At 69.0% G+C, this 23201-nt stretch carries 20 protein-coding genes; 10 read left to right on the top strand and 10 right to left on the bottom strand.

Annotated elements, in window-relative coordinates:
- Positions 1 to 39: 39 nt before the first annotated feature.
- Positions 40 to 1077, bottom strand: a complete 1038-nt coding sequence (locus H5J31_RS02790) for a branched-chain amino acid ABC transporter substrate-binding protein (RefSeq protein ID WP_236004570.1) — start codon at positions 1075 to 1077, stop codon at positions 40 to 42.
- Between H5J31_RS02790 and H5J31_RS39585 the strand changes: the two genes are divergently transcribed.
- Positions 1076 to 1219 (top strand): hypothetical protein, encoded by a 144-nt coding sequence (locus tag H5J31_RS39585; protein ID WP_005159379.1) that lies wholly within the window; start codon positions 1076 to 1078, stop codon positions 1217 to 1219. The genes H5J31_RS02790 and H5J31_RS39585 overlap by 2 nt on opposite strands.
- A 451-nt stretch (positions 1220 to 1670) precedes the next feature.
- Positions 1671 to 2486 carry an alpha/beta hydrolase family protein gene (locus H5J31_RS02785; protein WP_181770820.1) on the top strand — a complete coding sequence of 272 codons (816 nt, stop codon included), beginning with the start codon at positions 1671 to 1673 and terminating at the stop codon, positions 2484 to 2486.
- Here the strand turns inward: H5J31_RS02785 and H5J31_RS02780 are convergent.
- The gene (locus H5J31_RS02780; RefSeq protein ID WP_181770819.1) at positions 2452 to 3420 is read right to left on the bottom strand and encodes a LysR family transcriptional regulator; all 969 of its coding nucleotides are present in this window, start codon (positions 3418 to 3420) and stop codon (positions 2452 to 2454) included. The genes H5J31_RS02785 and H5J31_RS02780 overlap by 35 nt on opposite strands.
- An 85-nt stretch (positions 3421 to 3505) precedes the next feature.
- Positions 3506 to 3934: a PaaI family thioesterase gene (locus tag H5J31_RS02775; protein WP_181770818.1), complete on the bottom strand. Its 429-nt coding sequence runs from the start codon at positions 3932 to 3934 to the stop codon at positions 3506 to 3508.
- A gap of 62 nt (positions 3935 to 3996) precedes the next feature.
- Between H5J31_RS02775 and polA the strand changes: the two genes are divergently transcribed.
- The 7 genes from polA (at position 3997) to H5J31_RS02740 (ending at position 14814) form a co-directional block, all read left to right on the top strand.
- Entirely contained in the window at positions 3997 to 6741 is a 2745-nt protein-coding gene (gene polA / locus H5J31_RS02770) for a DNA polymerase I (RefSeq protein WP_181770817.1), read from the top strand.
- 64 nt (positions 6742 to 6805) lie between these two features.
- Positions 6806 to 8410: a serine protease gene (locus H5J31_RS02765; RefSeq protein WP_328701354.1), complete on the top strand. Its 1605-nt coding sequence runs from the start codon at positions 6806 to 6808 to the stop codon at positions 8408 to 8410.
- A complete protein-coding gene (locus H5J31_RS02760; RefSeq protein ID WP_181770816.1) occupies positions 8407 to 10641 on the top strand; it encodes a serine/threonine-protein kinase in 2235 nt (744 codons plus the stop codon). The genes H5J31_RS02765 and H5J31_RS02760 overlap by 4 nt, the downstream gene beginning before the upstream one ends.
- Before the next feature lie 10 nt (positions 10642 to 10651).
- Positions 10652 to 12085 (top strand): VWA domain-containing protein, encoded by a 1434-nt coding sequence (locus H5J31_RS02755; protein ID WP_181770815.1) that lies wholly within the window; start codon positions 10652 to 10654, stop codon positions 12083 to 12085.
- 5 nt (positions 12086 to 12090) lie between these two features.
- Positions 12091 to 13185 (top strand): hypothetical protein, encoded by a 1095-nt coding sequence (locus H5J31_RS02750; protein WP_181770814.1) that lies wholly within the window; start codon positions 12091 to 12093, stop codon positions 13183 to 13185.
- Complete coding sequence (locus tag H5J31_RS02745; protein ID WP_181770813.1) at positions 13182 to 14471, top strand: ABC transporter substrate-binding protein; 1290 nt, start codon at positions 13182 to 13184, stop codon at positions 14469 to 14471. Before H5J31_RS02750 ends, H5J31_RS02745 begins: the two co-directional genes overlap by 4 nt.
- A 10-nt stretch (positions 14472 to 14481) precedes the next feature.
- Complete coding sequence (locus tag H5J31_RS02740; protein ID WP_181770812.1) at positions 14482 to 14814, top strand: CU044_2847 family protein; 333 nt, start codon at positions 14482 to 14484, stop codon at positions 14812 to 14814.
- 87 nt (positions 14815 to 14901) lie between these two features.
- On the opposite strand, the gene H5J31_RS02735 is transcribed toward H5J31_RS02740, so the two are convergent.
- The 6 genes from H5J31_RS02735 to H5J31_RS02710 all read right to left on the bottom strand — a co-directional run bounded on the left by H5J31_RS02735 (position 14902) and on the right by H5J31_RS02710 (position 20929).
- Positions 14902 to 15480 (bottom strand): TetR/AcrR family transcriptional regulator, encoded by a 579-nt coding sequence (locus H5J31_RS02735; RefSeq protein WP_181770811.1) that lies wholly within the window; start codon positions 15478 to 15480, stop codon positions 14902 to 14904.
- On the bottom strand, positions 15477 to 17372 hold the full coding sequence (locus H5J31_RS02730) for a YhgE/Pip domain-containing protein (RefSeq protein ID WP_181770810.1): 1896 nt from the start codon (positions 17370 to 17372) through the stop codon (positions 15477 to 15479). Before H5J31_RS02730 ends, H5J31_RS02735 begins: the two co-directional genes overlap by 4 nt.
- On the bottom strand, positions 17369 to 18064 hold the full coding sequence (locus tag H5J31_RS02725) for an ATP-binding cassette domain-containing protein (protein WP_181770809.1): 696 nt from the start codon (positions 18062 to 18064) through the stop codon (positions 17369 to 17371). The genes H5J31_RS02730 and H5J31_RS02725 overlap by 4 nt, the downstream gene beginning before the upstream one ends.
- Before the next feature lie 139 nt (positions 18065 to 18203).
- Positions 18204 to 19133 carry a GNAT family N-acetyltransferase gene (locus H5J31_RS02720; protein ID WP_181770808.1) on the bottom strand — a complete coding sequence of 310 codons (930 nt, stop codon included), beginning with the start codon at positions 19131 to 19133 and terminating at the stop codon, positions 18204 to 18206.
- 33 nt (positions 19134 to 19166) lie between these two features.
- Positions 19167 to 20069, bottom strand: coding sequence for a GNAT family N-acetyltransferase (locus H5J31_RS02715; RefSeq protein WP_181770807.1), 903 nt, complete (start codon positions 20067 to 20069; stop codon positions 19167 to 19169).
- On the bottom strand, positions 20066 to 20929 hold the full coding sequence (locus H5J31_RS02710; RefSeq protein ID WP_181770806.1) for a class I SAM-dependent methyltransferase: 864 nt from the start codon (positions 20927 to 20929) through the stop codon (positions 20066 to 20068). The genes H5J31_RS02715 and H5J31_RS02710 overlap by 4 nt, the downstream gene beginning before the upstream one ends.
- Positions 20930 to 21233: 304 nt before the next feature.
- On the opposite strand from H5J31_RS02710, the gene rpsA reads away from it, so the two are divergent.
- The gene (gene rpsA, locus H5J31_RS02705; protein WP_181770805.1) at positions 21234 to 22733 is read left to right on the top strand and encodes a 30S ribosomal protein S1; all 1500 of its coding nucleotides are present in this window, start codon (positions 21234 to 21236) and stop codon (positions 22731 to 22733) included.
- Between the two features lie 158 nt (positions 22734 to 22891).
- Here rpsA and H5J31_RS02700 read toward each other — a convergent pair whose 3' ends face one another.
- Positions 22892 to 23116, bottom strand: a complete 225-nt coding sequence (locus H5J31_RS02700; RefSeq protein ID WP_181770804.1) for a hypothetical protein — start codon at positions 23114 to 23116, stop codon at positions 22892 to 22894.
- Between the last annotated feature and the right edge of the window lie 85 nt (positions 23117 to 23201).

Below are 23201 nucleotides of genomic sequence, written 5' to 3'. Positions count from 1 at the left end.
CAGCGCCCCCGCTTCCGTTAGGTGTTCCTACCTGCTCCGTCAGCCGTTGAGCTTGGCTTCGGTCGAGGCGCCGAGGTTCTTGATGACGCCACCGGTGACCTGGTAGACGTAAATCGCGTTCGTCTGCGGCTCGCCGTTCTCCTTGAACTTGATCTGCTTCGAGGCACCCTTGAAGTCGACGGTCTTGAGGAATTCGTTGATCTTCTCCGCCGTGGTGTTACCGGCCTTGACCGCGTTGATGATGGCGGTCGCGGCGTCGTAGCCCTCGGTCGCGTAGATCGCCGGGTCGACGTTGAACGCGGCCTTGTACTTGCTCACGAACTCGTCGCCGGAACCGGCGTCCTTGATGTTGCAGGGGCAGCCGATGACGGCCTTCTCCGCGGCGGCGGCACCCGCGCCGCTGACCAGCTGAGCGTCGAGTGAACCGTCGCCGGTGGCGAAGGTGGCGGTCACGCCGCCGTCACGCAGCTGCTTGAGCAGACGACCACCCTGGGCGTAGTAACCACCGAAGGCGATGACGTCCGGGTTCGCGGCCTTGACCTTCTGCACGGTCGAGGAGTAGTCCGACGCGTCCTTGGCGAACTTGTCGCGCTCGGTCGGGACGCTCTTCTCCTTGAAGGTCTTCTCGAAGGCGTCCGCCAGGCCGACCGAGTACTCCTGGTCGTCCGAGATGACGTAGGCCTTCTTCGGCGACTTCGCCGTGATCAAGAAGTTCGCGATGGCCGGACCCTGGTCGTTGTCGTTCGCGACGACACGGTGCCAGTACTTCCAGCCGTTCGAGGCCAGACCCGGGTTCGTCGCCGAGGGCGAGACGCTCGGGATCTTGTTCTGCTCCAGCTGACCGCCGATGGCCTTCGACTCGCCGGAGAAGGCCGGGCCGATCAGCGCGGTGATCTTGTCCTGGCCGACGGCGGTCGCGATCAGCGACGTCGCCTGCTCGGGCTTGCCCTGGCTGTCGTACTCCTTGAGCTCCAGCTTCGTCGCCGGGTTCGTCTTGTTGTACTCGTCGATAGCGAGCTTCGCGCCGTTGCGGGGCGGGATCACGATCCCGGAGTTCTCACCGGTGAGGTCACCCATGAACCCGATCTTCAGCGTGCTGCTGTCACCGCTGCCGGACGAGCTGCTGCCGCCAGCGCAGCCTGCCAGCGCAAGCGATGCAGCCGCCGCGACGGCGAATACCCGTCCAAAACGCACTCCTGACACCGACTACCTCCCATGACCAACCAGCCGCCGGTAGGCGTTGCCCCCGACACAGGGGCTAGGTTAGGGCAGGAAGATATCCCCCTACGCCATGATCTGCCCAGACGCCCATCACTCTGTGTCCACATCGTGACGGTCGAAACCAGAACGAATTGCACGAAAAGGCGAATGTTGCCGGTTGTCGAGTCTTCGCTGGTCACGCTGGGGATTCACCGCTACCACGTCGATCATGCTCGTGGGTAATGATCATGTTTCGGGCGCGTATCTCGCGCTTTTCACTCCCTTCGAGGGCGTCTGTTCGTCGTAGTGATGCTGCCCCAAAGGGCGCCAACGGTGCCTCCGGCGCCTGTCCCGAGTGACAACCGATGGTTGTCATCGAGGCCCGAACGGCTGTTGGATCACCACCCCGACCTCGCGGTTAGCTGTTCCCAGAGCCGGAAAACACCGGCCGGACCTGGGAGAGAAGAACGATGAGCGTCGAACTGAGCGGAGCTATCGAAGGCGTGGCGGCGGGGGTTCCGTTCGTGGCCTTGCCCCCGGTGGAAAAGGACCGTCCGGCGCCGCTGGTGCTCACCTGGCACCTGCTGGGCGCGCCGTTCAGCGAGGCGGCGATGGCGGCGGCGCTGCCGATGCGGGAGCTGCACGCCTGGCGGGTGCACCTCGGGTTGCCGCTGACCGGGAAACGTTTCCCCGAAGGCGGTTTCGAGGGATTCTTCGGCCTCGCCGCCGAGGACAACGTGCTGAACGTCGTCGAGCCGATGACGAAGCAGGTCGAGGCGGAGTTCCCGGCCGCGGTGGCGGAACTGCGGTCGCGGCTGTCCATTGAGGACGGACCGATCGGCCTGGTCGGCGGATCGCAGGGCGGCGGGGTCGCACTGCAGATGCTGACCCACGCGGAGATCCCGGTCGCGGCGGCCGCGCTGGTGAACCCGGTGACGCAGCTGGCGCCGGTGATCGCCGCGAACGAGCGGGTCTACGACGTCACCTATCACTGGTCGGACCGGTCGAGGGCGGTGGCGAACGAGTACGACTACGTCCGCCGCGCCGGCGAACTGACCGCGCCGGTGCTGCTCGTCATCGGCGAGGAGGACGACGTCTCCATCACCGAACCCGCCGCGGCGCTGTACAAGGCGCTGGGGGAGCAGCGATCCGAGCTGGTCACCATCCCGGGAATGGCGCACGAGTTCGCCGAGGCACCGGGTCTCGAACCGGCGCCGCAGACCGCGCACGCCAAGCTCGTCGACGCCGAACTCACCCGGTGGTTCGCCCGGCACCTAACTGTCTGAGGTCGTCGTCGGGCAGCCAGGACCGCTCGGGATCGTAGGCGCACCAACCCTCTTCGTGGCTGGTCCGGCCCGCGAGCGCCAGCAGGCGCCGCAGGGCCGGGCCCTCGCCGCGCCGCCACACCACCGACCAGGGGAACAGTGGCGAGGGCTCGAAAGGGAGGACGCGCAGGTTGAGGTCGGCGGCGAGGTCCATGTCGGCGCCGGCGAGCGTGACCCGTTGCTTCCCGTAGCGGGTTTGCTCCAGGGTGTGCCGGAGGTCGTAACTGACGCCGGACTGGTCGATCGGAACGCCGAATTCTTTGCATAGGCGTTGCAAATAAGAAAGCCATTCGACCGGACCCGCCAATTGCGGGATCCAGATCCCGTCATTCTCGAGGTCGGAGAGATGGAGGACGTCGTTCTTCGCCAGCGGATGCTCCGGGGCGAGAAGCGCGACCAGCGGCTCCAAGCGGACGAGCCGGTGTTCGAGTTCGGCGGGAATCTCCCGGCCGAGGTCGGCGACCCGCCCGAACGCGAGGTCGATCTCGCCGCGGACCAGCGGGTCCAGCGCGTTGGCCAGCCCGCGCCCGGCCACCCGCTCGACGGCCAGCGCCGGGTCCCGCTCGGCGATCCGCCGCAACATGTACATCGGGGAGAGGCGCGGATCGATGACGTCGAGGCGCGGCGGACGGTCCTGCAGCCCCATCGCGGCGACGGCGGCGTCCGCGGCCCGGATCAGCTCGCGCGCGTGCGGGAGGAAACGGTCGCCGTCGGGGGTCAGCTCGACGGACCGGTTGGTGCGCCGGAAGAGCTGGACCGACAGGGCGTCCTCGAGCTTCCGGATCCGCTTCGAGAGTGCTTGTTGCGTGAGGTACAGGGATTCGGCCGCGCGACCGAAATGGCTGTGGTCGGCGGTCGCGACGAACGCCCGCACCTGAGCCGTGTCGAGATCCACGCGCTCAAAAGTACGTGAAGGCCTCCTTCCCTACTCTCAAGGTAGGGAAGGAGGCCTTCACGGACTTCCGAAGACTGGCGCGCGCTCAGGCGCCCGGCGGCCGGTCCCGCACGACGCAGGTCAGCCGTGCGGTGCACGAGCGGCGGCCCTGGTCGTCGGTCAGCACGATCTCCGCGGTGATGGTGCCCCGCCCGACATGCACCGGCGTCGCGACGCCGGTGACCCGGCCGGCGCGGACCGCCCGGTGGTGCGTGCACGAAAGTTCGAGGCCCATGGTGGCCTTGTCGGTACCCGCGTTGAGCGCGGCGACCATCGAGCCGAGCGCCTCGGCGACGACGGCGTTCGCGCCGCCGTGGAGGAGGCCGTACGGCTGGAGGTTGCCCTCTACCGGGATGCTGCCCACGACGCGTTCGGGGCCGAATTCGCTGATTTCGAGCCCGATCTTGTCGTTGAGCTGCTGGCCGGCGAAGGCCGGGTCGATCCCCGCGAAGGATTCGAGGGCTTGTTCGGTCACGCAGAGCTCCTTAAACGACACGACAGGTAGGACTGTCAGACCCTCACCCTAGACTCGCTCCCGTGAGCCCGAGTGAGAACACGACCGTTGCCAACGCCACACCCGCGACCGCACAGGCCGAGCGGCCCAAGCTGCTGCTGATCGACGGCCATTCGATGGCGTATCGCGCCTTCTTCGCGCTGCCCGCGGAGAACTTCAAGACGAAGACAGGGCAGACGACGAACGCGGTCTTCGGGTTCACCTCGATGCTCATCAACCTCCTGCGCGACGAGGCGCCGACCCACCTCGCGGTGGCGTTCGACCTCTCGCGCAAGACGTTCAGGTCCGAGACCTTCAAGGAGTACAAGGCCAACCGCAGCGCCACACCGGACGAGTTCAAGGGTCAGGTCGGGCTGGTCGAGGACGTGCTGAAGGTCCTCGGCATCCCGGCGCTGACCAAGGAGAACTACGAAGCCGACGACATCATCGCCACGCTCACGACACAGGCGACCGCCGAAGGCTTCGACGTCCTCATCTGTACGGGCGACCGTGACGCGCTCCAGCTGGTGACCGACCAGGTCACCGTGCTGTACCCGAAGCGCGGCGTGTCGGAGATGACCCGGTTCACCCCGGAGGCGGTCGAGGAGAAATACGGCCTCACCCCGGCGCAGTACCCGGACTTCGCCGCACTGCGTGGCGACCCCTCGGACAACCTGCCCAGCATCCCCGGCGTCGGTGAGAAGACCGCGGCCAAGTGGATCCGGCAGTTCGGCTCCTTCAACGACCTGATCGACCGGGTCGACGAGGTCAAGGGCAAGGTCGGCGACGCGCTGCGCGAGCACCTCGGCGCGGTGATGCTGAATCGCCAGCTCACCGAGCTGATCCGCGACGTCGAGCTGGAGCTCGGCCCGTCCGGTCTCGAACTGCGTCCCTGGGACCGCGAGGCCGTGCACGCGCTGTTCGACGAGCTCGAATTCCGCGTCCTGCGTGACCGTCTCTTCGCGACCTTGCAGAGCGCCGAGCCGGAGGCCGAAGAGGGCTTCGAGGTCAAAGGCGCGAAGCTCGCTTCGGGCGCTCTCGCCGGCTGGCTCTCGGCGCACACCGGTCAGGACGAGCCGGTCGGCCTGGCGTTCCGCACCACCGGCGCTTCGGTCCGCGCCGACCTGAAGGCCATCAGCTTCGCGGCGGCGGACGGCGAAGGCGCGTACGTCGACGTCACCGCCATGGACGCCGAGGACGACAAGGCCCTCACGGCCTGGCTCGCCGACGGGAAGATCCAGAAGATCGGCCACGAGCTCAAGGTCGCGCTGCACGCCGTCCGCGCGCGCGGCTGGACGTTCGCCGGGCTCGTCATGGACACCGCGCTCGCGGCGTATCTGGTCCGCCCCGGCCAGCGCACCTTCGAACTCGACGACCTCGCCCTGCGGTACCTGCACCGCGAGCTGCGCTCCGAGGCCGACACCGGCGACGGCCAGCTGTCGCTGCTCGACGGCGGCGGCGCCGAGGACCTGGAACAGAAGGAGATCCAGGCCGAGCTGGTCAAGGCCCGCGCGGTCTCCGAACTGGCGGGCGCGCTGACGAAGGAGCTCGAGGAACTCGGCGGCGCCCAGCTGCTCGTCGAGCTGGAACTGCCGCTGCTGCAGGTGATCACCGGACTCGAAGCGGCCGGTATCGCGGTCGACATCGAACACCTGACGAATCTGGAATCGCACTACCTCGGCCGGGTCACGCAGGCCGCCGACGAGGCGTACGCGGTCATCGGCAAGCAGGTCAACCTCGGCTCGCCGAAGCAGCTCCAGGTGATCCTGTTCGACGAGCTCGGCATGCCGAAGACCAAGCGCACCAAGACCGGCTACACCACCGATGCCGAGGCGCTGCAGAGCCTGTTCGAGAAGACCGAGCACCCGTTCCTGCAGCATCTGCTGGAGCACCGGGACGCGACCCGGCTGCGCACCACGGTCGAGGGCCTGATCAAGGCGGTCGCCGACGACGGCCGCATCCACACCACGCTGCTGCAGACGATCGCCGCCACCGGACGTCTCTCCTCGGTGGACCCGAACCTGCAGAACATCCCGATCCGCACCGAGGAAGGCCGCCGGATCCGCGACGCCTTCGTCGTCGGCGACGGGTACACCGAGTTGATGACGGCGGACTACAGCCAGATCGAAATGCGGATCATGGCGCACCTTTCGCAGGACGAAGGGCTGATCCAGGCCTTCAACAGCGGCGAGGATCTGCACACGTTCGTGGCGTCGCGCGCGTTCTCGCTGCCGCCGGAGGAGATCACGCCGGAGCTGAGGTTCCGGGTCAAGGCGATGTCGTACGGCCTCGCGTACGGGCTTTCGGCATACGGGCTTTCACAGCAGCTGCGGATCTCGACCGAAGACGCCAAGGAACAGATGGAGGCGTACTTCTCCCGCTTCGGCGGCGTGCGCGATTACCTCCACTCCGTCGTGGGAGACGCGGCCAAGGTCGGTTACACCGAAACGATCTTCGGCCGACGTCGGTATCTGCCGGACCTCAACAGCGACAACCGCCAGCGCCGCGAAATGGCCGAGCGGATGGCGCTCAACGCGCCCATCCAGGGCAGCGCCGCCGACATCATCAAGGTCGCCATGCTCAACGTGCACCGTGCGCTGACCGAGGCGAAACTGAAGAGCCGCGTTCTGCTGCAGGTCCACGACGAACTCGTCCTCGAGGTCGCCGATGGCGAACGCGAAGAGCTGGAAGCCTTGGTGCGTCAGGGAATGGGCTCCGCCTACGAGCTGGCCGTACCGCTGGAGGTCTCCGTCGGGTACGGGCGGTCCTGGAACGACGCCGCGCATTAGGCCTCGTGAGTGGTAATGACGGTGAGAACCGTCATTACCACTCACGATCGGTAGGGTCTTCCGCGTGACTTCCGAGCGCGGACGCTGGCGGGTGCGGCTGCGCGACGACCGTGGGCGGATCCTGGGCGCCGGGACCATGCTCGACGGCGAGCACCTTCTCACCTGCGCTCACGTGATCGAAGGCCACGACGGGATCGCGGTGGATTTCGTGGCGCTTCCCGGTGTGGAGCCCGGAATCGCCACCCTCGTCGCCCAAGCCGACCCGATCGGCGACGACGGCGGGGACATCGCTCTGCTGCGGTTGCGCGACGCCGAGGAACAGGTCGCGGGTGCTCGGTTGCACCGGACGGCGCTCGAAGACAACCAGCGCGTGCGCGCCTACGGCTTCCCCCAGGGTTCGGACGGCATGTGGTCGCTCGCGACCGTCGTCGGCGACGGCGGCCATGGCCTCGAACGCGTCCAATTGCACCGGACGCCCGACGCCGAGCCGATCACGCACGGATTCAGCGGTTCCGCCGTGGTCGCGGACAAGACCGGACACGTCGTCGGCATGGTCGCGACCCGCTACGCGACCGAGGCCGCCCGGGTCTCCTGGATGATCCCGGTCGAGACCATGCTCGGTTACCTGCCGGAACTGCGCCGCTGGGCCGAAGGCCGCCCGGCGATCGATCCCAGCTTCGTCCAGTACCCGGAGCCGCCCGCGATCGACCTGCCGTTCGCGCGCGAATTCGCCGGCTGGCTGGGCGGGCACGGCCGGTCGGACGTCTGGGTGATCATCACCGGCGAGGACGATTCGGCCATCGCGGCCTCGTTGCGCCGCGCGGTGGTGCTCGCCGACCGCGAACGCGGAGCGGGGCGGAGCGCGTCCGGGCCGACGGTGCCGCCGGTGGGCAGCGTCGTCCTCGCGGTCGACGCGGTCGGCAAGACCGCGGACGAGGTGCGCCGCCGGATCTCCGAACGCCTCGACGTCGTCGCGGACTCGCCCGCCGGCCATCACGGGACCGGCAGGACGGTCGTCGTCTACGGCATCGACGAGTCGGCCGAACCGGAGAAGCTCGTCGGCGAGGTCCTGGTCCCGCTCGCCCAGCGCGCGCACGAACTCGGCCTGCGGCTCGCGCTCGCCTTCCGCCGGGAGACCTCGCCGGGGGTGAGCGTGGTCCGGTCGAACACCGATGTCCTGCCCGCCGACGAGGACGACCTCGAAGGTCGCCTCGCGCTGCTGGAGACCCGGGTGGCCGAACTCGCCGCGCTGGAGAAGGACAACCTGGGTGACGCGCCGCGGTTCACCGGCGCCCCGGACGTCCTGGCCAGGGCCCGGCGGCTCAAGGGCGCTCTGACGCAACTGCGTGCGGCGGAACAGGACGGTGAACCCGACTGGGTGAAACGGCACCTGCCCGCCTGTGAGCGGACCGTCGCCCGGGACGAGGAACGCGCCCGCGATCTGCGCCGGCTTCTCGACGAAAACCTCGCTCGGCGCGCCGAACTCCGTGCCCGTCTCGACGCGTACGGCGAGATGGCCCGTAACAGTGGCTTCGTCGAAGACGTCGAACTGGATGCCGCCTACGCTCCCGCCTGGCGGATGCTCTTCGAAGGACCGTGCGACCTCGCGGCCGCGGCGGACGCCGTCGAGCAGTACGCGAACACCGTACGGAAACGGATCGACGGATGACGGCTTGCGGCCGGGACGGCTGCCCGGGTGTGCTCGGCAAGACCGGATTCTGCAAGGTCTGCGGCCTGCCGCCGGGCGAGCCCGAGCGCACGGAGAAACCGACCCTGGTGATCCCCGGTCCCGGTGAGGCGCCGACCAGGATCGCGAGCACGGTGGTCACCCGCTCGCAGCAGATGGCGGGCCACGCGACCGCCGACGACCGCGTCCCGCTGCCGATCGTCGAACTCCCCGATGTCGGCGGCCGTCTGCTGACCGATCCACACGTGCCGGAGGAGGAACGGTTCTGCGGCAAGCACGGCTGCACCGGCACCCCGGTCGGCCGTTCGGTCGGCGGCGGAACCGCGCCCGCCGAGGGATTCTGCCCGGTCTGCGGGACGTCGTTCTCCTTCTCTCCCCAGCTCAAGGCCGGTGACATCGTCGACGGCCGGTACCAGGTGCTCGGATGTGTCGCGCGCGGCGGCCTCGGTTTCGTCTACCTGGCAACGGATTCCGGCCTCGGCGGGCTGCACGTCGCACTCAAGGGCCTGATCAACACGAACAACACCGCCGCCGTGCGGATCGCGGAGACCGAGAGCCAGGTGCTCACCGCGCTGGAACATCCGAACATCGTCCGGATCCTCAACGTGGTCGAGCACGACGGTGCCCGCTACATCGTCATGGAGTTCGTCGACGGCCTTTCCTTGCGAGAGATCAAGAATCGTGGCCGCGCAGGACTGGATTCCAGCGAAGGGCGACTGCTGGTCGAGCACGTCGTGGCGTACGGGCGCGAGATCCTGACCGCGCTCGGCTACCTGCACGGCGAAGGTCTCCTGTACTGCGACATGAAGCCGGACAACGTGATCCACGGCGAGAAGCGGATCAAGCTCATCGATTTCGGCGCCATCCGCAAGATCACCGACGACGAGAGCCCGGCCGTCGGCACCGAGCACTACCAGGTGACGCCGCGGGAACGGGCCAAACGCGGGCTCACCGTCCGGTCGGACATCCACACCGTCGGCATGACGCTGCGTGAACTCTTCCAGGCCAGCGACGGCTGGTCGGTGACCCCCGACGCCCGCGGCGTCCGGTTCGGCATCGAGTCGTTCATCCGCGTCCTCGACCGCGCGACCGCCCCGTTCGAGCAGCGGTTCGCCTCCGCCGACGAGATGCTCGTCCAGCTGGACGGTGTCCTCGCCGAGATCCTTTCCTTACGGGACAGGCAGTCCCGGCCCGCCGGGTCGACGTTGTTCACCGAGGGAGCCGTACTGCTCGATGCCGGTCTCGGCCAGGCGCCGCTGTTGGAACACTGGACGGAGGGGATTCCCGTCTCGCTCGGCGAACGGCCGAAGGCCGCCGAGATCGCCGTGGGCCTGCCGGTGCCGCGCGAGGACCCGGATGACGCGCAGGTGACGTTCCTGCGGACCGTCCGTGCTCCCGACGCGGCCAGGCTGCTGAAGAAACTCGACAAGGTGCCCAGTTCGGTGGAGGTCGAGTTCCGCCGCTGCCGGGCGCATCTCGAACGCGGGGCGACCGTCGAAGCCGCGCTGGCGGTGGCGGAGGCGGAACGGCTGCTGGGCGAGCGGGCCGTCCACGACTGGCGAGTGGCCTGGCATCGCGGCCTGCTCGCGCTCGGTGAGGGCGATTTCGAGGCGGCCAAGAGGAAGTTCGACGTCGTGTACCGCGACATCCCCGGCGAGGAACCGCCGAAACTGGCGCTCGGACTCTGCGAGGAGCACCTCAACGGCGCGGCCGCCGCCGAGCGGTACTACGACGCCTTGTGGGTGCGGGACCGTGCCCAGGTCAGCGCGGCGTTCGGGCTCGCGAGGGTCCGGCTGCTGCGCGGTGATCGCGCGGCCGCCGTCGCGATCCTCGACCAGGTCCCGGAATTCTCGCGTTACGACGAAGCGGCCCGGATCGCCGGGGTGCGCGTACTGTCCGCGCCGCTGCCGGAGACCGGGGACCTCCCGGTTTCGGCCGAACTCGACGACGCGGTGGTCCGGCTGTCCGCTTTGGACCTCGACGGCGACGCCCAGGACAGGCTGGTGACGGCCGTGCGCGAGACCGGGCTGGCGGCCGTCCTCATCGGACAGGACGGGATCACCGACGGCGAGATCCTGCGGGCGGACGAGACCGGCGCGCGGAAGCTGCTCGACAAGTCCTACCGGCGGCTCGCCCATCACGCGCCGCCGCCCGAAGCGCACGACGTCCTGATCGATCTCGCCAACTCGGTGAGACCGGTGACCCTGGTGTGAAAGGGGAAAGATGAGCGGGGAGCCGAGTCTGGGCCTCGAAGTACACCAGAACAAGTTCCTGGCCGAGGGCGACCGGGCGATGACCGCGATCGTCCGGGTCGTCTCACGAGGCGGCGAAGCGAACGCCGCCAGGACGGCCGCCGAGGTCCTGCTGATCGACTGCTCCAGCTCGATGCGCTTCCCCAGCACCAAGATCGGCGAGGCACGGCGCGCGGCCGCGGCGGCCATCGACGTCTTGCCCGACGGAGTGCGGTTCGCGGTCGTCCAGGGCACGGATCGCGCGACGATGCTGTATCCCGCCGAAGACGGCCTGGTGACCGCCTCCGAGCAGACCCGGGCCGAGGCACGCGCCGCCGTCGAACATCTCGCCGCTGTCGGCGGCACCGCGATGGGCGCCTGGCTCACCAAGGCCCGTGACCTCTTCGAACGCGCCCCGGACGCCGTCCGCCACGCGATCCTCCTCACCGACGGCCGCAACGATTCGCAGACCAGGGCCGATCTGATGACCGTGCTGAACGACTGCGAAGGCCGTTTCGTCTGCGACGCCAGGGGGATCGGTGACGGCTGGGAGCCCGCCGAACTCACCCAGATCGGCCGGGTGCTGCGCGGGAACGTCGACTCCGTCGTCGAGGACGACGAGCTGGCCGACGATTTCCGGCAGCTCGTCGAGAGCGCGATGACGAAGGTGCTGCCCGAAGTCCGGCTGCGGATCGGCACCATGCCGTTCAGCCGGCTGCGGTCGATCAAGCAGGTGTTCCCGGACGAGTACGACCTCACCGACCGCTGCCAGGAGATCGCCGTGCGGGAGAGTGAGCTCTCGCTCGGCGCGTTCTCCGGCGACGAGACCCGCGACTACCAGGTGATCCTCGATCTCGACCCGGACCTCGAACCGAGTCACGGCCAGGACCGGCAGCTCGCGTGGGCGGAACTCGTGCCGCTGGCCGGGGCCACCGTCGAGGAGGACGCGCTCGCCATCGCCGGGCGGTGGACGCACGACCCGATCCCGCCGACGCTGATCGACCCCATCGTCGGGGTCTACCAGGGCAAGGCCAAGCTCGGCGAGGCGCTCACCCTCGGCGGCGACGCCCACGCCGCCGGGGATCACGCCACCGCCGCACGGGAATGGGGTGCGGCGTTCACCTTGGCCACCGCGGAGGGAGACGAGGACACGCTACGGCGTCTCAACGCCGTCGTGGAGGTCCTCGACGCGGAAAAGGGGATCGTCCGGGTGCGGGACGAGGCGCCGCGCTCCGCGATCCTGCATCTCGTCATCCCGTCGAGGGTTTCGGAAATCGCTCCCGGGCAGGAAGATCGGCCGATGCCCGAACCCGCTCTCCAGGATGAGGCGCCGCCGACGGTCTGCGCCGACTGCTCCGCGCTGTCTCCATCCGGGGCGAATTTCTGCGTCGGTTGCGGCGAGCCGCTCGCCGGGGCCGTGTCTTGAGCGTCGTGAAGAGAACCGCGACGCGGGTGACGCTGGTGCGGCTCCGTGCGGCCCTGCTGACGCTGACCGTCGCGGTCTTGGTGAGCTCGCTGTGGTCGTTCCACAGCGTGCAGGACACGGCCGAGACGGTGCGCGACCGGACGTCGCAGGCGGTGCTCGAAGTGACCGCCGCGCGGGCCGCGCTGGTGGCCGCCGACGCCGCCGCGATCACCAGTTTCACCTCCGGCGAGGCGAGACTCGCCGGACCTGGGCAGGAGTACACGAACCAGCTCGCTCTGGCGAGCCAGAGCCTCGCGCAGGTCGCGGAGTTCAATCAGGCCGGCGAGCCCGGCGGCAACGCGCTGCAGGTGGTCGAGAGCCAGGTCGCGGCCTATTCGGGATCCATCGGCCAGGCGGATGTCCACTTCCGGCAGCCGGACGCCGCGGTGCTCGGCGCGGTGGATCTGTGGAACGCGTCCCGGCTGCTGCACGCGCAGGGCGGCGTCCTCGACGAGCTGGAAGCGTTGCAGGGCAAGCAACGTGCGGCCTTGGACGCGCAGCTGTCGTCGACCGGAGTGAGCCTGGCGATGCTCCCGCTGTGGCTCCTGCCGGTGGTGGGCTTGCTGGTCCTGCTCGTGCTGACCCAGCTGTACCTGAAGAAACGCTTCCGCCGGAGGGCGAACGTCCCGTTGCTCGGCGCGACCCTGCTGATCGCCGCGATCGGGGTGGCGCTGGTGTTCACCCTGGTCAGCCGCGGCAGGCTTGACTCGGTCGGTGAGCGGCTCGACGACGTCGCCGAGGCGCGGAACGCGCAGATCCAGGCCGCCGACGACCAAGGGCAGCGACTGCTCGCCGCGCTGGTGACCGAGTACTGCGACGAGGAGCAGGGATGCGGTGTGACCGTCGACGAGTTCCGGGAGCGGGCCGAGCGGACCACCACGGTGGCGACGGACAACACCCGGGTGGCGACCGCGCGCGCCAAGGAGGTGGCGGCCGACGCCGCCGGGGCGGCCGAATCCGGTGGCCGGGAGTTCCTGATCCCGGCCGGCACCCTGCTCGCGGGCGGGCTCGTCCTGCTCGGCCTGCACGGCCGGATCGACGAATACCGGTACCGCCCGTGAAACGCTTGCTGGCTTTGCTGATGGCACTGTCGCTGGTGGCGGGCGGCTGCTCGGCGTCGGCGGACGGCGGGACCGTGGTCGTGCTCGCGTCGTGGACCGGAGACGAGGAGAAGGCGTTCCGGCAGGTACTGGACGCGTTCAAGGCCGACACCGGGATCGACTACCTCTATCAGGGCACCCGGGCAGTCGACCAGGTGCTGGCCTCGGACGTCCAGCGCGGTACCCCGCCGGACGTCGCGGTCCTGCCCAACGCCGGGGTGCTGGCGAAGTACCAGAAGACGGGCGACCTGCTGCCGCTCGACGACGAACTTTCCGCGACCGTGGCGGGTTCCTTCAGCCCGCAATGGGTCACGCTGCAGAAGATCGGCACCGAGAAGCTGTACGCGGTGGCGGTGAAGGCCGACCTCAAGAGCATGATCTGGTATGACCCGGCGCGGCTGACCGGAATCCGCCCGACGACTTTCGAAGCCCTCCGCGCGTTCTCCGGCGGGCTGACGGCCGCGGGCGGCACGCCGTGGTGTGTCGGGATGGGCGCCCCGCCGACCTCGGGCTGGCCGGGTACCGACTGGATCGAGGACATCTTGCTGCATTCGGCGGGACCCGAGAAGTACTGGCAATGGGCATCCGGCAGTCTCAAGTGGACCTCGCCGGAGGTCAAACAGGCCTGGCTGGACTGGGGTTCCCTGGTCGAGCCAGGCGGGATCCGCGGCGGGACCGCGGCCGCGCTGCTGACCGATTTCGGCGACGCGGGCAAACCGATGTTCGCCGACCCGCCGGGCTGTGTGCTCGAACATCAGGCGTCGTTCATCATGAGCCGCTACCAGAAGCACGACCGCGCCGACGGCACGCATCCCAAGCCCGGCAACGATTTCGACTTCCTTCCGTTCCCCGGGCGGGACGTCTCCGAGGTCGGCGCCGACCTCGCCGGCATGTTCCAGGACACTCCGCAGGCCCGGAAACTGATCGAGTACCTGGCTTCGGAGAAGGCGCAGCGCGTCTGGCCGTCGATCCCGGGCGCGAGCGCGTTCTCAGCCAACCGGAAGCTCGGTCTCGACGTCTACACCGACCAGGTGAGCCGGAAGGTCGCGGACACGATCGTTTCGGCGACCGCCTTGTGCTTCGACGCCTCCGACCTGATGCCCGCGACGATGACCGGTGCCTTCCACCGCGCCGTCCTGGAATACCTGAGCAACCGGGACCGGCTGGAAATCCTGCTCAAACAACTCGACGACGTCCGGGCGAGCATCCAGCAGGGCGAATGGCTGAGAATCCAATGTGGACAGTGAAGGAGTGCCGGTGAACGACCTGACGCGGTTCCCCCTCGAAGGCGGCGGTTCGGTGGTCGTCGAGATCGACCCCGTCCCGGGCACTTCCCGGGTCTCCCGGCGCGACGACGTCGTCGAGGACGCCAAGGGTTCTTTCGAGGCGGCGCTCGCGAACGTGAAGGACGCGGCCGCGTCGGCGCTGGACACCTTCCGCTCGATGACCAGGGGACCGGACGAGGTCGAGCTCAAGTTCGGCGTCAAGCTGACCGCGCAGGCGGGCGCGGTCATCGCGAAAACGGGTCTGGAAGGGAACTTCGAGGTCAAACTGAAGTGGGTCCGGGACCCCGGCACCACCACCACGTGAGTCGTCCGCCCGATCACGCTTGCCGTCCATCTGATCACGCGTGTGCGCCGCCCGATCACGGGTGCCGTCCGTCTGATCACGTCGGCGCTAACGGCCGAGGCCCCGGATCAGCACCATCACCGACTCCCGGACGTCGGCCCGCGTCCGTTTCGGCTGGAAGACCTGCCAGTCCAGCGCGACCACGAGCATCGTGCCGAACAACCCGGCCGCGGCCGTCTGGATCTGGACGCCGTCGGGCAGCCGCCCGGCGGCGTCCAGCCGGTGGAGCTGGTCGCGCACGATCGAGATGATCTCCTCGCGCAGCAACGTCAGCGTCTCGTGCCAGGTGCCGGGCGTGCGCCACATCTCGCTGACCAGGATCTGCGAGAAACCGGGGTATTCGGCGATGAACTCCAGCGCACCGTCCACTTGCGAGGAGATGACGTCCATCGGGTCGCCGTCGCCGGTGGCCGCGCGCAGACGGTCCGCGAGGACGCCGACGCCGTAGCGCAGCAGCGCGTCGACGAGGCCGTCCTTGCTGCCGAAGTTGTAGTAGACGGTGCCCTTGGCGACCTTCGCCTCGGCCGCGATGTCGTCCACCGTCAGCCCGACGAGGCCGCGGCTGGCCGAAAGCCGCAGGGTCGCCTCGAACAACTTCTGCTTCGTCGCCTCACCCCGGGTGGTCACAACGCCAGCTCGGGTTTCAGCGCCGAAACCGTCCAGGTACGCCGTTTCCGCGCGGCCAGCGTCGATACTCCGATCGCGCCCACGAGGTACGCGACCAGGACACCGATGTCACCGAGGATCTCCATCGACGCGCCACTGTAGAGCAGGTGCCGGAACCCGTCGATGGCGTAACCCATCGGCAGCACGATGTGCAACGGATAGAGCGCGTCCGGGATGGTCTGCCAGGGGAACGTCCCGCCCGCGCTGACCAGTTGCAGCACCAGCAGCACCAGGCCGAGGAACTTCCCGACGGCGCCGAAGAACGCGTTGAGCGCGTGTACCACCGCGGTGAAGGTGAGCGACACCAGAACCGCGAACCCGATCGCGCCGAGCGGATGCGCGACGTCGATGCCGACCAGCCAGGTCACCGCGCCGAACAGCACGATCACCTGCGCGATCCCCAGCAGGGCCGAGGAGAGCCAGCCGCCGAGCGCGACCTTGAACGGCGACGCGCCGGCGGTCAGCGCGCGGGTGGAAAGCGGGCGCAGCAACAGGAACAGCACGAACGCGCCGATCCAGGTGGCCAGGGAGATGAAGAACGGGGCGAGGCCGGCGCCGTAGGTCCCGGCCGACGCGACACCGGAGGAGTTGACCGCGACCGGGTCGGCGATCGTGTTGGCGGTGGCCGCGCGGGTGGGGTCGTCGGGGTTCGGGATCTCCTTGAGTCCGGCGGCGAGCCCGTCGCGCAGTTGTACCGCGCCGTCGGCGAGCTGGTTCGTCCCGGTGACGGCGGACTTCTCGCCGTCGTTCAGCTTCGAAGCGCCGTCCCGGATCTGGGTCGACGCGTCGGCCGCCTGCGCGATCCCGCTGGTGAGCTGCGGCGTCGCGGAGGCCAGCTGATGCGCGCCGTCGGACACCTGGCGCGCGCCGGACGCGAGCTGTGTGAGCTGGCTGTTCGCGCCCTGGATCTTCGTGTTCGCCTGGTCCACCGGTGAGCGGAGCGTGTCGAGGCGGCCCAGGATCTCCTGCACCTGGGTCTCCGGGATGCCCGCGTTCCGCAGATCCTGCGCGAGCTGGGTGCGATAACCGTCGAGTCTGGTCTGGATGTCGCCGGACGCCGTCGCCGCGAGCGAGGCCGCGTCGGCGACCTTCTGGTTCCCGTCGGCGACCTGACCGGCGCCGTCGGCGAGCTTCTTCGTCTGGGCGGGCAGCTGGGCGGTGCTCGACTTCAGGGTGCCGAGCCCGGTCGCCAGCTGGGAGCTGCCGGACGCGAGCTGGGAGGCGCCGTCGGCCAGTTGCTGTTGGCCGGATTTGAGCTTGCCCGCGCCGTCGGCGAGCTGCGACGCGCCCGTCGACGCCTCCTGGATCTTGCCGTAGATCGTGGAGAAGCCGACCAGGAACTTGTCCGCCGCCTCGCTGCCGACCTTCTCCGCGATCGTCTTGCGGACCTGTTCGGCCACCTGTTTCGCGATGGTGCCGGACAGATAGTTGTTGGCGTCGTTGGTGGTCAGCGTGATCGTCGCCTGCTGCGGCTGGAAGTTGCCCGAGGACAGCAGCGCGGCGGAGAAGTCGCGCGGGATGCCGATCGCGAACGAGTAGTTGTCGTCGCGGACACCCTTGGCGGCCTCCTCGGGGGAGACCTCGTGCCACTGGAAGGTGCCGGATTTGACCAGCTCGTCGGTCACTTCGCGGCCGACATTGCGCTCCGCGCCGGCGGAGTCCTTCGAACCCGCGTCGGAGGTGAAGACGGCCGCGGGGAGCTTGTCGAGGCGCGAGTACGGGTCGAAGTTCGCGTAAAGGTAGAAGGACGCGTACAGCAGCGGCACCAGGACGAGCGCGACCATCGCGAGCTTCGGCAGGGTGCCGCTGCTCAGTCGGCGCAGCTCGTTGGCGGCGATCCGGACGGGGTTCATTCCTGGTCTCCTGAAGTCTTTTCAGTCTCTTCGGTGTCGTCCGGCTCGGCGGGCGCCTCGATCGGCGCGCAGCGCACGGGGTCGGGCTGCTCCAGGCCACCGCACAGGGCGGGCTGCTGGGGCAGGGCCGAAACCGGGGTGGTGGCGGTCAGCACGATGACGGCGAGACCGCGTTCGGCGTGCTCGCGGGCGATCCGCGCCCAGCTGTCGACGTCGCTGGTGTGCCTGTCGGGCGTGTCGAGCACGAGGACCCCGACGCCCTTGCGGCCGGCGGCGAGCGCGGTGAGCAGCCGGGTGCGCGTCGCCGCCTCGATGTTCTCGAAGCGGGTGGTGGCGAACGCGGCGGCGTCGTGCTCGGCCAGCCAGCTCGCGACGGCGGCCTTGTTCGCCGGGCGCTTCGCCAGCTCCAGTTCCTCCCCGACGACGACCTGCAGCGACAGCGCGCCGTCCGGTTCGCTCACGCCGGGGGAGTCGACGACGGCCACCACCTGCCGGGGATCGCCGCCTTCGACGGTCACGGTCCCGGTGGCGGGCTTCAGCCGTCCGGCCAGCGTCAGACCGAAGGCCGTCACGCCGACCCCCGGCTCGCCGTGCACGATCGCCAGCTCACCGCCCGAGACGGTGAGCGAGGTGGGCGACAGCAACGTGCCGTGGGGTCCGGTGACGGACACCCTGTCGGCTTGAACCCGCACGAAGAACTCCCAGGTCGGTGACTCGCGGAACTTTTAAACTGACTGGTCAGTACAAAAGGTAGCCCTGACCTGGGAGGTGCACAACCGTGGGGGGCCCACGTCACACGCAAGGATGACGAAACCCCCGCAAACCGGACGGCTAACGCAAGGCCGAAGCCGGATGGACCTCCCAGGACGTCCACAGTGGACGATAACCCTGCCGGTGCCAGAACACCGAGGAGAGCGGGTTGGTCGGGTTGTAGTAGAGGTAGGTGCCGTCCGCGCCGTCGGCGGAGAACTCCTTGTGCACCACGGACATCAGGGTCCGGCCGAGGCCGCTCCCGCGCAGACCGGGCACGGTGACGACGTTGTTGACGTAACCCCAGCGGCCGTGGGGGAGGAGTTCGGCCTCGGCGGATCCCGGCGTCGAGGCGATCCAGGCGGCGTGCGCGAACGCGGCGATCACACCGTCCCGCTCCGCCAGCCACAGCAGCGGGCTGTCCTTGTCGAGGGCGCGTTCCAGCGCGGGGGCGAGCAGCTCGGCGGCGTTCGGGCGCTGCCGGGTGGCGACCTGGCCGATGTAGTCGTGCGTCGAGACGGCCATCGCGAGGACGTCTTCGAAGTCGTCCGGCCTGGCCCGGCGCACGGCGATACCGTCGTCCGCGGTGTCGTCACGGTGGCAGCCGGTACGCACGGCCAGCGCGGACATCGGCACCAGCCCGTGGTCGAGGAAGGCGCGGATCGCCTCGGCGTCCCGGCTCGGCCAATTGACCACACAGGACGAATCCTCGCCGGGTGATTCGGCGTCCATCCACGTCCGCCACGCGCGCAGCAGCACGTCCATGCCCTCGGTCCCGGTGTTCCCGATGAACGGGAACAGCTGGCGCACGTCGGCGGCCGACCAGAGCAACGGGACGTCGTCCGGGCCGTGCAGCTGGCGCTGGACCACGCCGGTGACCTGAACCCCCGAGGTCGTGGCGGCGTCCACGCGTTCGCCCACGACCGGGGGCGGGGCCGCCTTGGGCAGCAGCCGGTCGATCGTCGCGAACCGCGTCCGGTGCGCGTCGAACAACGTCTTCTCGATTTCCATCCCGTCCCCAGGGGTCGACAGCGCCGATCACCGCTACCGCAGGGCAGTGGCGGGGCTCACCGCCCACGTCGTCCATAGTGGACGATAACCCTGCCGGTGCCAGAACACCGGGGAAAGCGGATTGGCCGGATTGTACGAGACGAACGTACCGGTCAGCGACGGCGAGAACAGTTCGTCGTGCGCGACCGCGGTCAGCGCGCGCCCGATCCCGCGTCCCCGTGCGGCCGCGGTGACCGCGAGCGTGCCGAGGTAGCCCCATTCGCCGGGTCTCACCCGCCCGGCGAGCGCGTCGCCGGGGGCCGGTGAACGTTTTCCGCCGGTCACCATTCCCACGGTGACACCTTCTTCTTCGGCGATCCAGACGCGGCCGCCGAACTGCAACCCGCGGCTGACCTCTTCGGCGAGCAACGCCCTGGCGCCTGGCTGGAGGACGCCATGGCCGACGTACGAGGTGTAGCGGAGTTCCTCGTACCTGAGCTCGACGATCTCCTCGAGATCCCCGCGCCTGGATTCGCGGACGGTCACGCCCGGCACGGCGTGCGCCCGGCCCGGCGCCGGCGCACGGACGGCGAGCGCCAGTTGCGGCGTGAGCCCGTGGTCGAGCAGGGCGCGCGCGACCACGACGTCACGGCTGGGCCAGGTGACCGTGCACGACGAATCGGTCTCGGCGCCGGCGAGCGTGATCCGCTCGCGCCAGGCGGAGAGCAGCGCGTTCATTCCCGCGCCGGCGTTCCGGCCGAGGACCGCGGAGAGGATCTGCAGCTGCGCCGGACTCCAGAGCCGCTGCCACGAACCCGCCGGGAACCGTACGTGCGCGATCGTCCCGGCGGCACCGGCCGCTTCGACGGGATCGCCGGGCGGGAGCGCCGATGGCGGCGGAAGCAGCGGATCGAGCGCGGCGAACCGTGCCCGCTGCAGTTCCGCCGCCCGGATCATCCCCGCTGGGTGCAGAAGATCGCCGTACCCGGGAAGAGTTTGCCGCGTAACGGGCTCCACTGGCCCCAGGTGCGCGAGTGCCCCTCCGGCCAGGCGGGTTCGATGAGATCCGTCAGCGCGAAACCGGCGTCGGCGAGCGCGCGGACGTAGTCGCCGACGGTGCGGTGGTACTCGACGTAGGTCGCGACGCCCTCGTCGTCGACCTCGACGTACGGAGTGCGGTCGAAATACGGCTGGGTGACGGTGAGGCCCTGCGGGCCGGGATCGTCGGGGAAGATCCAGCGCATCGGGTGGGTCACCGAGAACACCCACCGGGCACCCGGCCGGAGTACCCGGTGCACTTCGGCGAACACGACGTCCACCGACGCCACGAACGGGATCGCGCCGAAGGCCGAGCACGCCGAGTCGAAGCTCGCGTCGGCGAACGGGAGCGATTCGGCCGTCGCCTGTACGAGCGGGACGACGGGACCGGTCCGCTCGTTGCCCTCCCGCGCGTGGCGGAGCATGCCCGCCGACAGATCGGTCGCGACCGCTTCGGCGCCCTGCTCGGCGAGCCAGCGCGAGCACGCCGCCTGTCCACACCCGACTTCGAGGATCCGCTTCCCGGCGACTTCACCCAGAAGTGCGACGTCGGCCTCGCGGAGGCCCTCGGGACACCAGACGAAGTCCGCGTCGCCGAGGAAGCCGCCGTGGGTCGCTTGGTAGTCGTCCGCGTCGGCGTCCCACCACGCCAGGTTCGCGGCCGTCGCCTCCGGCGCCGAAACGGCCCGGTAGGCGACCCCTGCGGTGCCGAGCCGCTCCTCGGCCTGCGCGTGCCTTTCGGCCTCCGTCTGCTGCTCGGTGGCGGACTGCTGACTCAAACCGATATCCTTTCCCCAGGTCAGGGCTTTGCGGAAGACTCTATCCGCCCGCCGTGATCGCGCGGGCGACCCTGATTGTGCCGTGTACAGGGGGCCGCGTAGGATATCTGTTAGCGCAGTGGGTTCGCGCTACTCTTTCCCCCGGTTCGCTCAGCGGCCGGGTCAGGGGGTCGCGCACCGTATGCGGTGATGCTCGCGGTCGTTCCCTGTGGACGTTTGCTAATGCGGTCGCCTCATGTCGGATGAGCCCATGGTGCCCTAACCGCAAACCCACTACTTCCCATCCACCGGAGCAACCCGCCTAATGACGACCGACACCGCCACCGCCCCGACCGCCCCCGCCGGGCCCCAGCAAGTCGCTATCAACGACATCGGGTCGGAGGAAGACTTCCTCGCTGCGATCGACAAGACGATCAAGTACTTCAACGATGGCGACATCGTTGAAGGCACCATCGTCAAGGTCGACCGCGACGAGGTCCTGCTCGACATCGGCTACAAGACCGAGGGTGTCATCCCCTCGCGCGAGCTCTCCATCAAGCACGATGTCGACCCGGCTGAGGTTGTCACCGTCGGCGATGAGGTCGAAGCCCTGGTCCTCCAGAAGGAGGACAAGGAAGGCCGTCTGATCCTGTCCAAGAAGCGTGCGCAGTACGAGCGCGCCTGGGGCACGATCGAGGAGCTCAAGGAGAAGGACGAGCCCGTCAAGGGCACCGTCATCGAGGTCGTCAAGGGCGGCCTCATCCTGGACATCGGCCTGCGCGGCTTCCTGCCGGCGTCGCTGGTCGAGATGCGCCGTGTGCGCGACCTGCAGCCGTACGTCGGCCGCGAGCTCGAGGCGAAGATCATCGAGCTGGACAAGAACCGCAACAACGTGGTCCTGTCCCGCCGCGCCTACCTGGAGCAGACCCAGTCCGAGGTGCGCAGCGAGTTCCTCAACGCGCTCGCCAAGGGCCAGGTCCGCAAGGGCGTCGTGTCGTCCATCGTCAACTTCGGTGCCTTCGTGGACCTGGGTGGCGTCGACGGCCTGGTGCACGTCTCCGAGCTGTCCTGGAAGCACATCGACCACCCGTCCGAGGTCGTCGAGGTCGGCCAGGAGGTCACGGTCGAGGTTCTGGACGTCGACATGGACCGCGAGCGCGTCTCGCTGTCGCTGAAGGCGACCCAGGAAGACCCGTGGCGTCAGTTCGCCCGCACCCACGCGATCGGCCAGATCGTGCCGGGCAAGGTCACCAAGCTCGTTCCGTTCGGTGCGTTCGTGCGCGTCGAAGAGGGCATCGAGGGCCTGGTGCACATCTCCGAGCTGGCCGAGCGCCACGTGGAGATCCCGGAGCAGGTCGTCCAGGTCAACGGCGACGTGATGGTCAAGGTCATCGACATCGACCTCGAGCGTCGTCGCATCTCGCTGTCGCTGAAGCAGGCGAACGAGGGCGTCACGCCGGAGACCGAGTTCGACCCCACTCAGTACGGCATGGCCGCCGAGTACGACACCGAGGGCAACTACATCTACCCCGAAGGTTTCGACCCGGACACCCAGGAGTGGCAGGAAGGCTTCGACAAGCAGCGTGAGGAGTGGGAGCGTCAGTACGCCGAGGCTCACACCCGCTACGAGGCTCACATGAAGCAGGTCGTCAAGGCCGCCGAGGCCGACGCCGAAGCCGCCGCCGACGCCGCGACCGGTGTCACCAGCAGCGACTCGGGCGAGCAGAGCTACACCTCCGCTCCGGCCGAGGCCAAGAGCGGTGGCACGCTGGCCAGCGACGAGCAGCTCGCGGCTCTCCGCGAGAAGCTGTCGGGCGGCGCGTGATCCAGGCGCTCAGCCAGTAGCTGACAGAAAGCGGCCCCGGTCCTCCACGGACCGGGGCCGCTTTCTTTGTGTCCAGACCGCGTTTAGTCCTCTGAATGCGGTACTTGCGCAAGACAACTACCGCATTCAGAGGACTAAACGCGGGAGGGTGGGGTGGGTCAGGAGGTGGCGGGCCGGACGGCCGGCACCCAGATGCGTTCGAGGGCCGCGGCACGGGCCTTGCGGCGGAGTCCGGCGAAGCTGTGCTTGGCCGGGACGAGGAGCGCGCTCAGCCACGTGCGCCGATATTCGGCGAGGGCTTCGGCCACGGGACGATGGAGGACACAATGCGTCAGCCCCGGCGTACCGAGCCGGTGCCTTCCGGCGTGCTTGCCGTCTGCCATCTTTCCTCCGTGTGGGCTACCTTCGCCGCGCACGGTACGCAATCAGGCCCCCGAAACCGCGTAACCGACCGGCGTGTCACCCGAA

The sequence above is a fragment of the Amycolatopsis pittospori genome (genome assembly GCF_013870525.1).
Classification (GTDB): Bacteria; Actinomycetota; Actinomycetes; order Mycobacteriales; family Pseudonocardiaceae; genus Amycolatopsis; species Amycolatopsis pittospori.
Note: the sequence above shows the minus strand (reverse complement) of the source record. Positions and strands in the feature narration are given on the sequence as shown.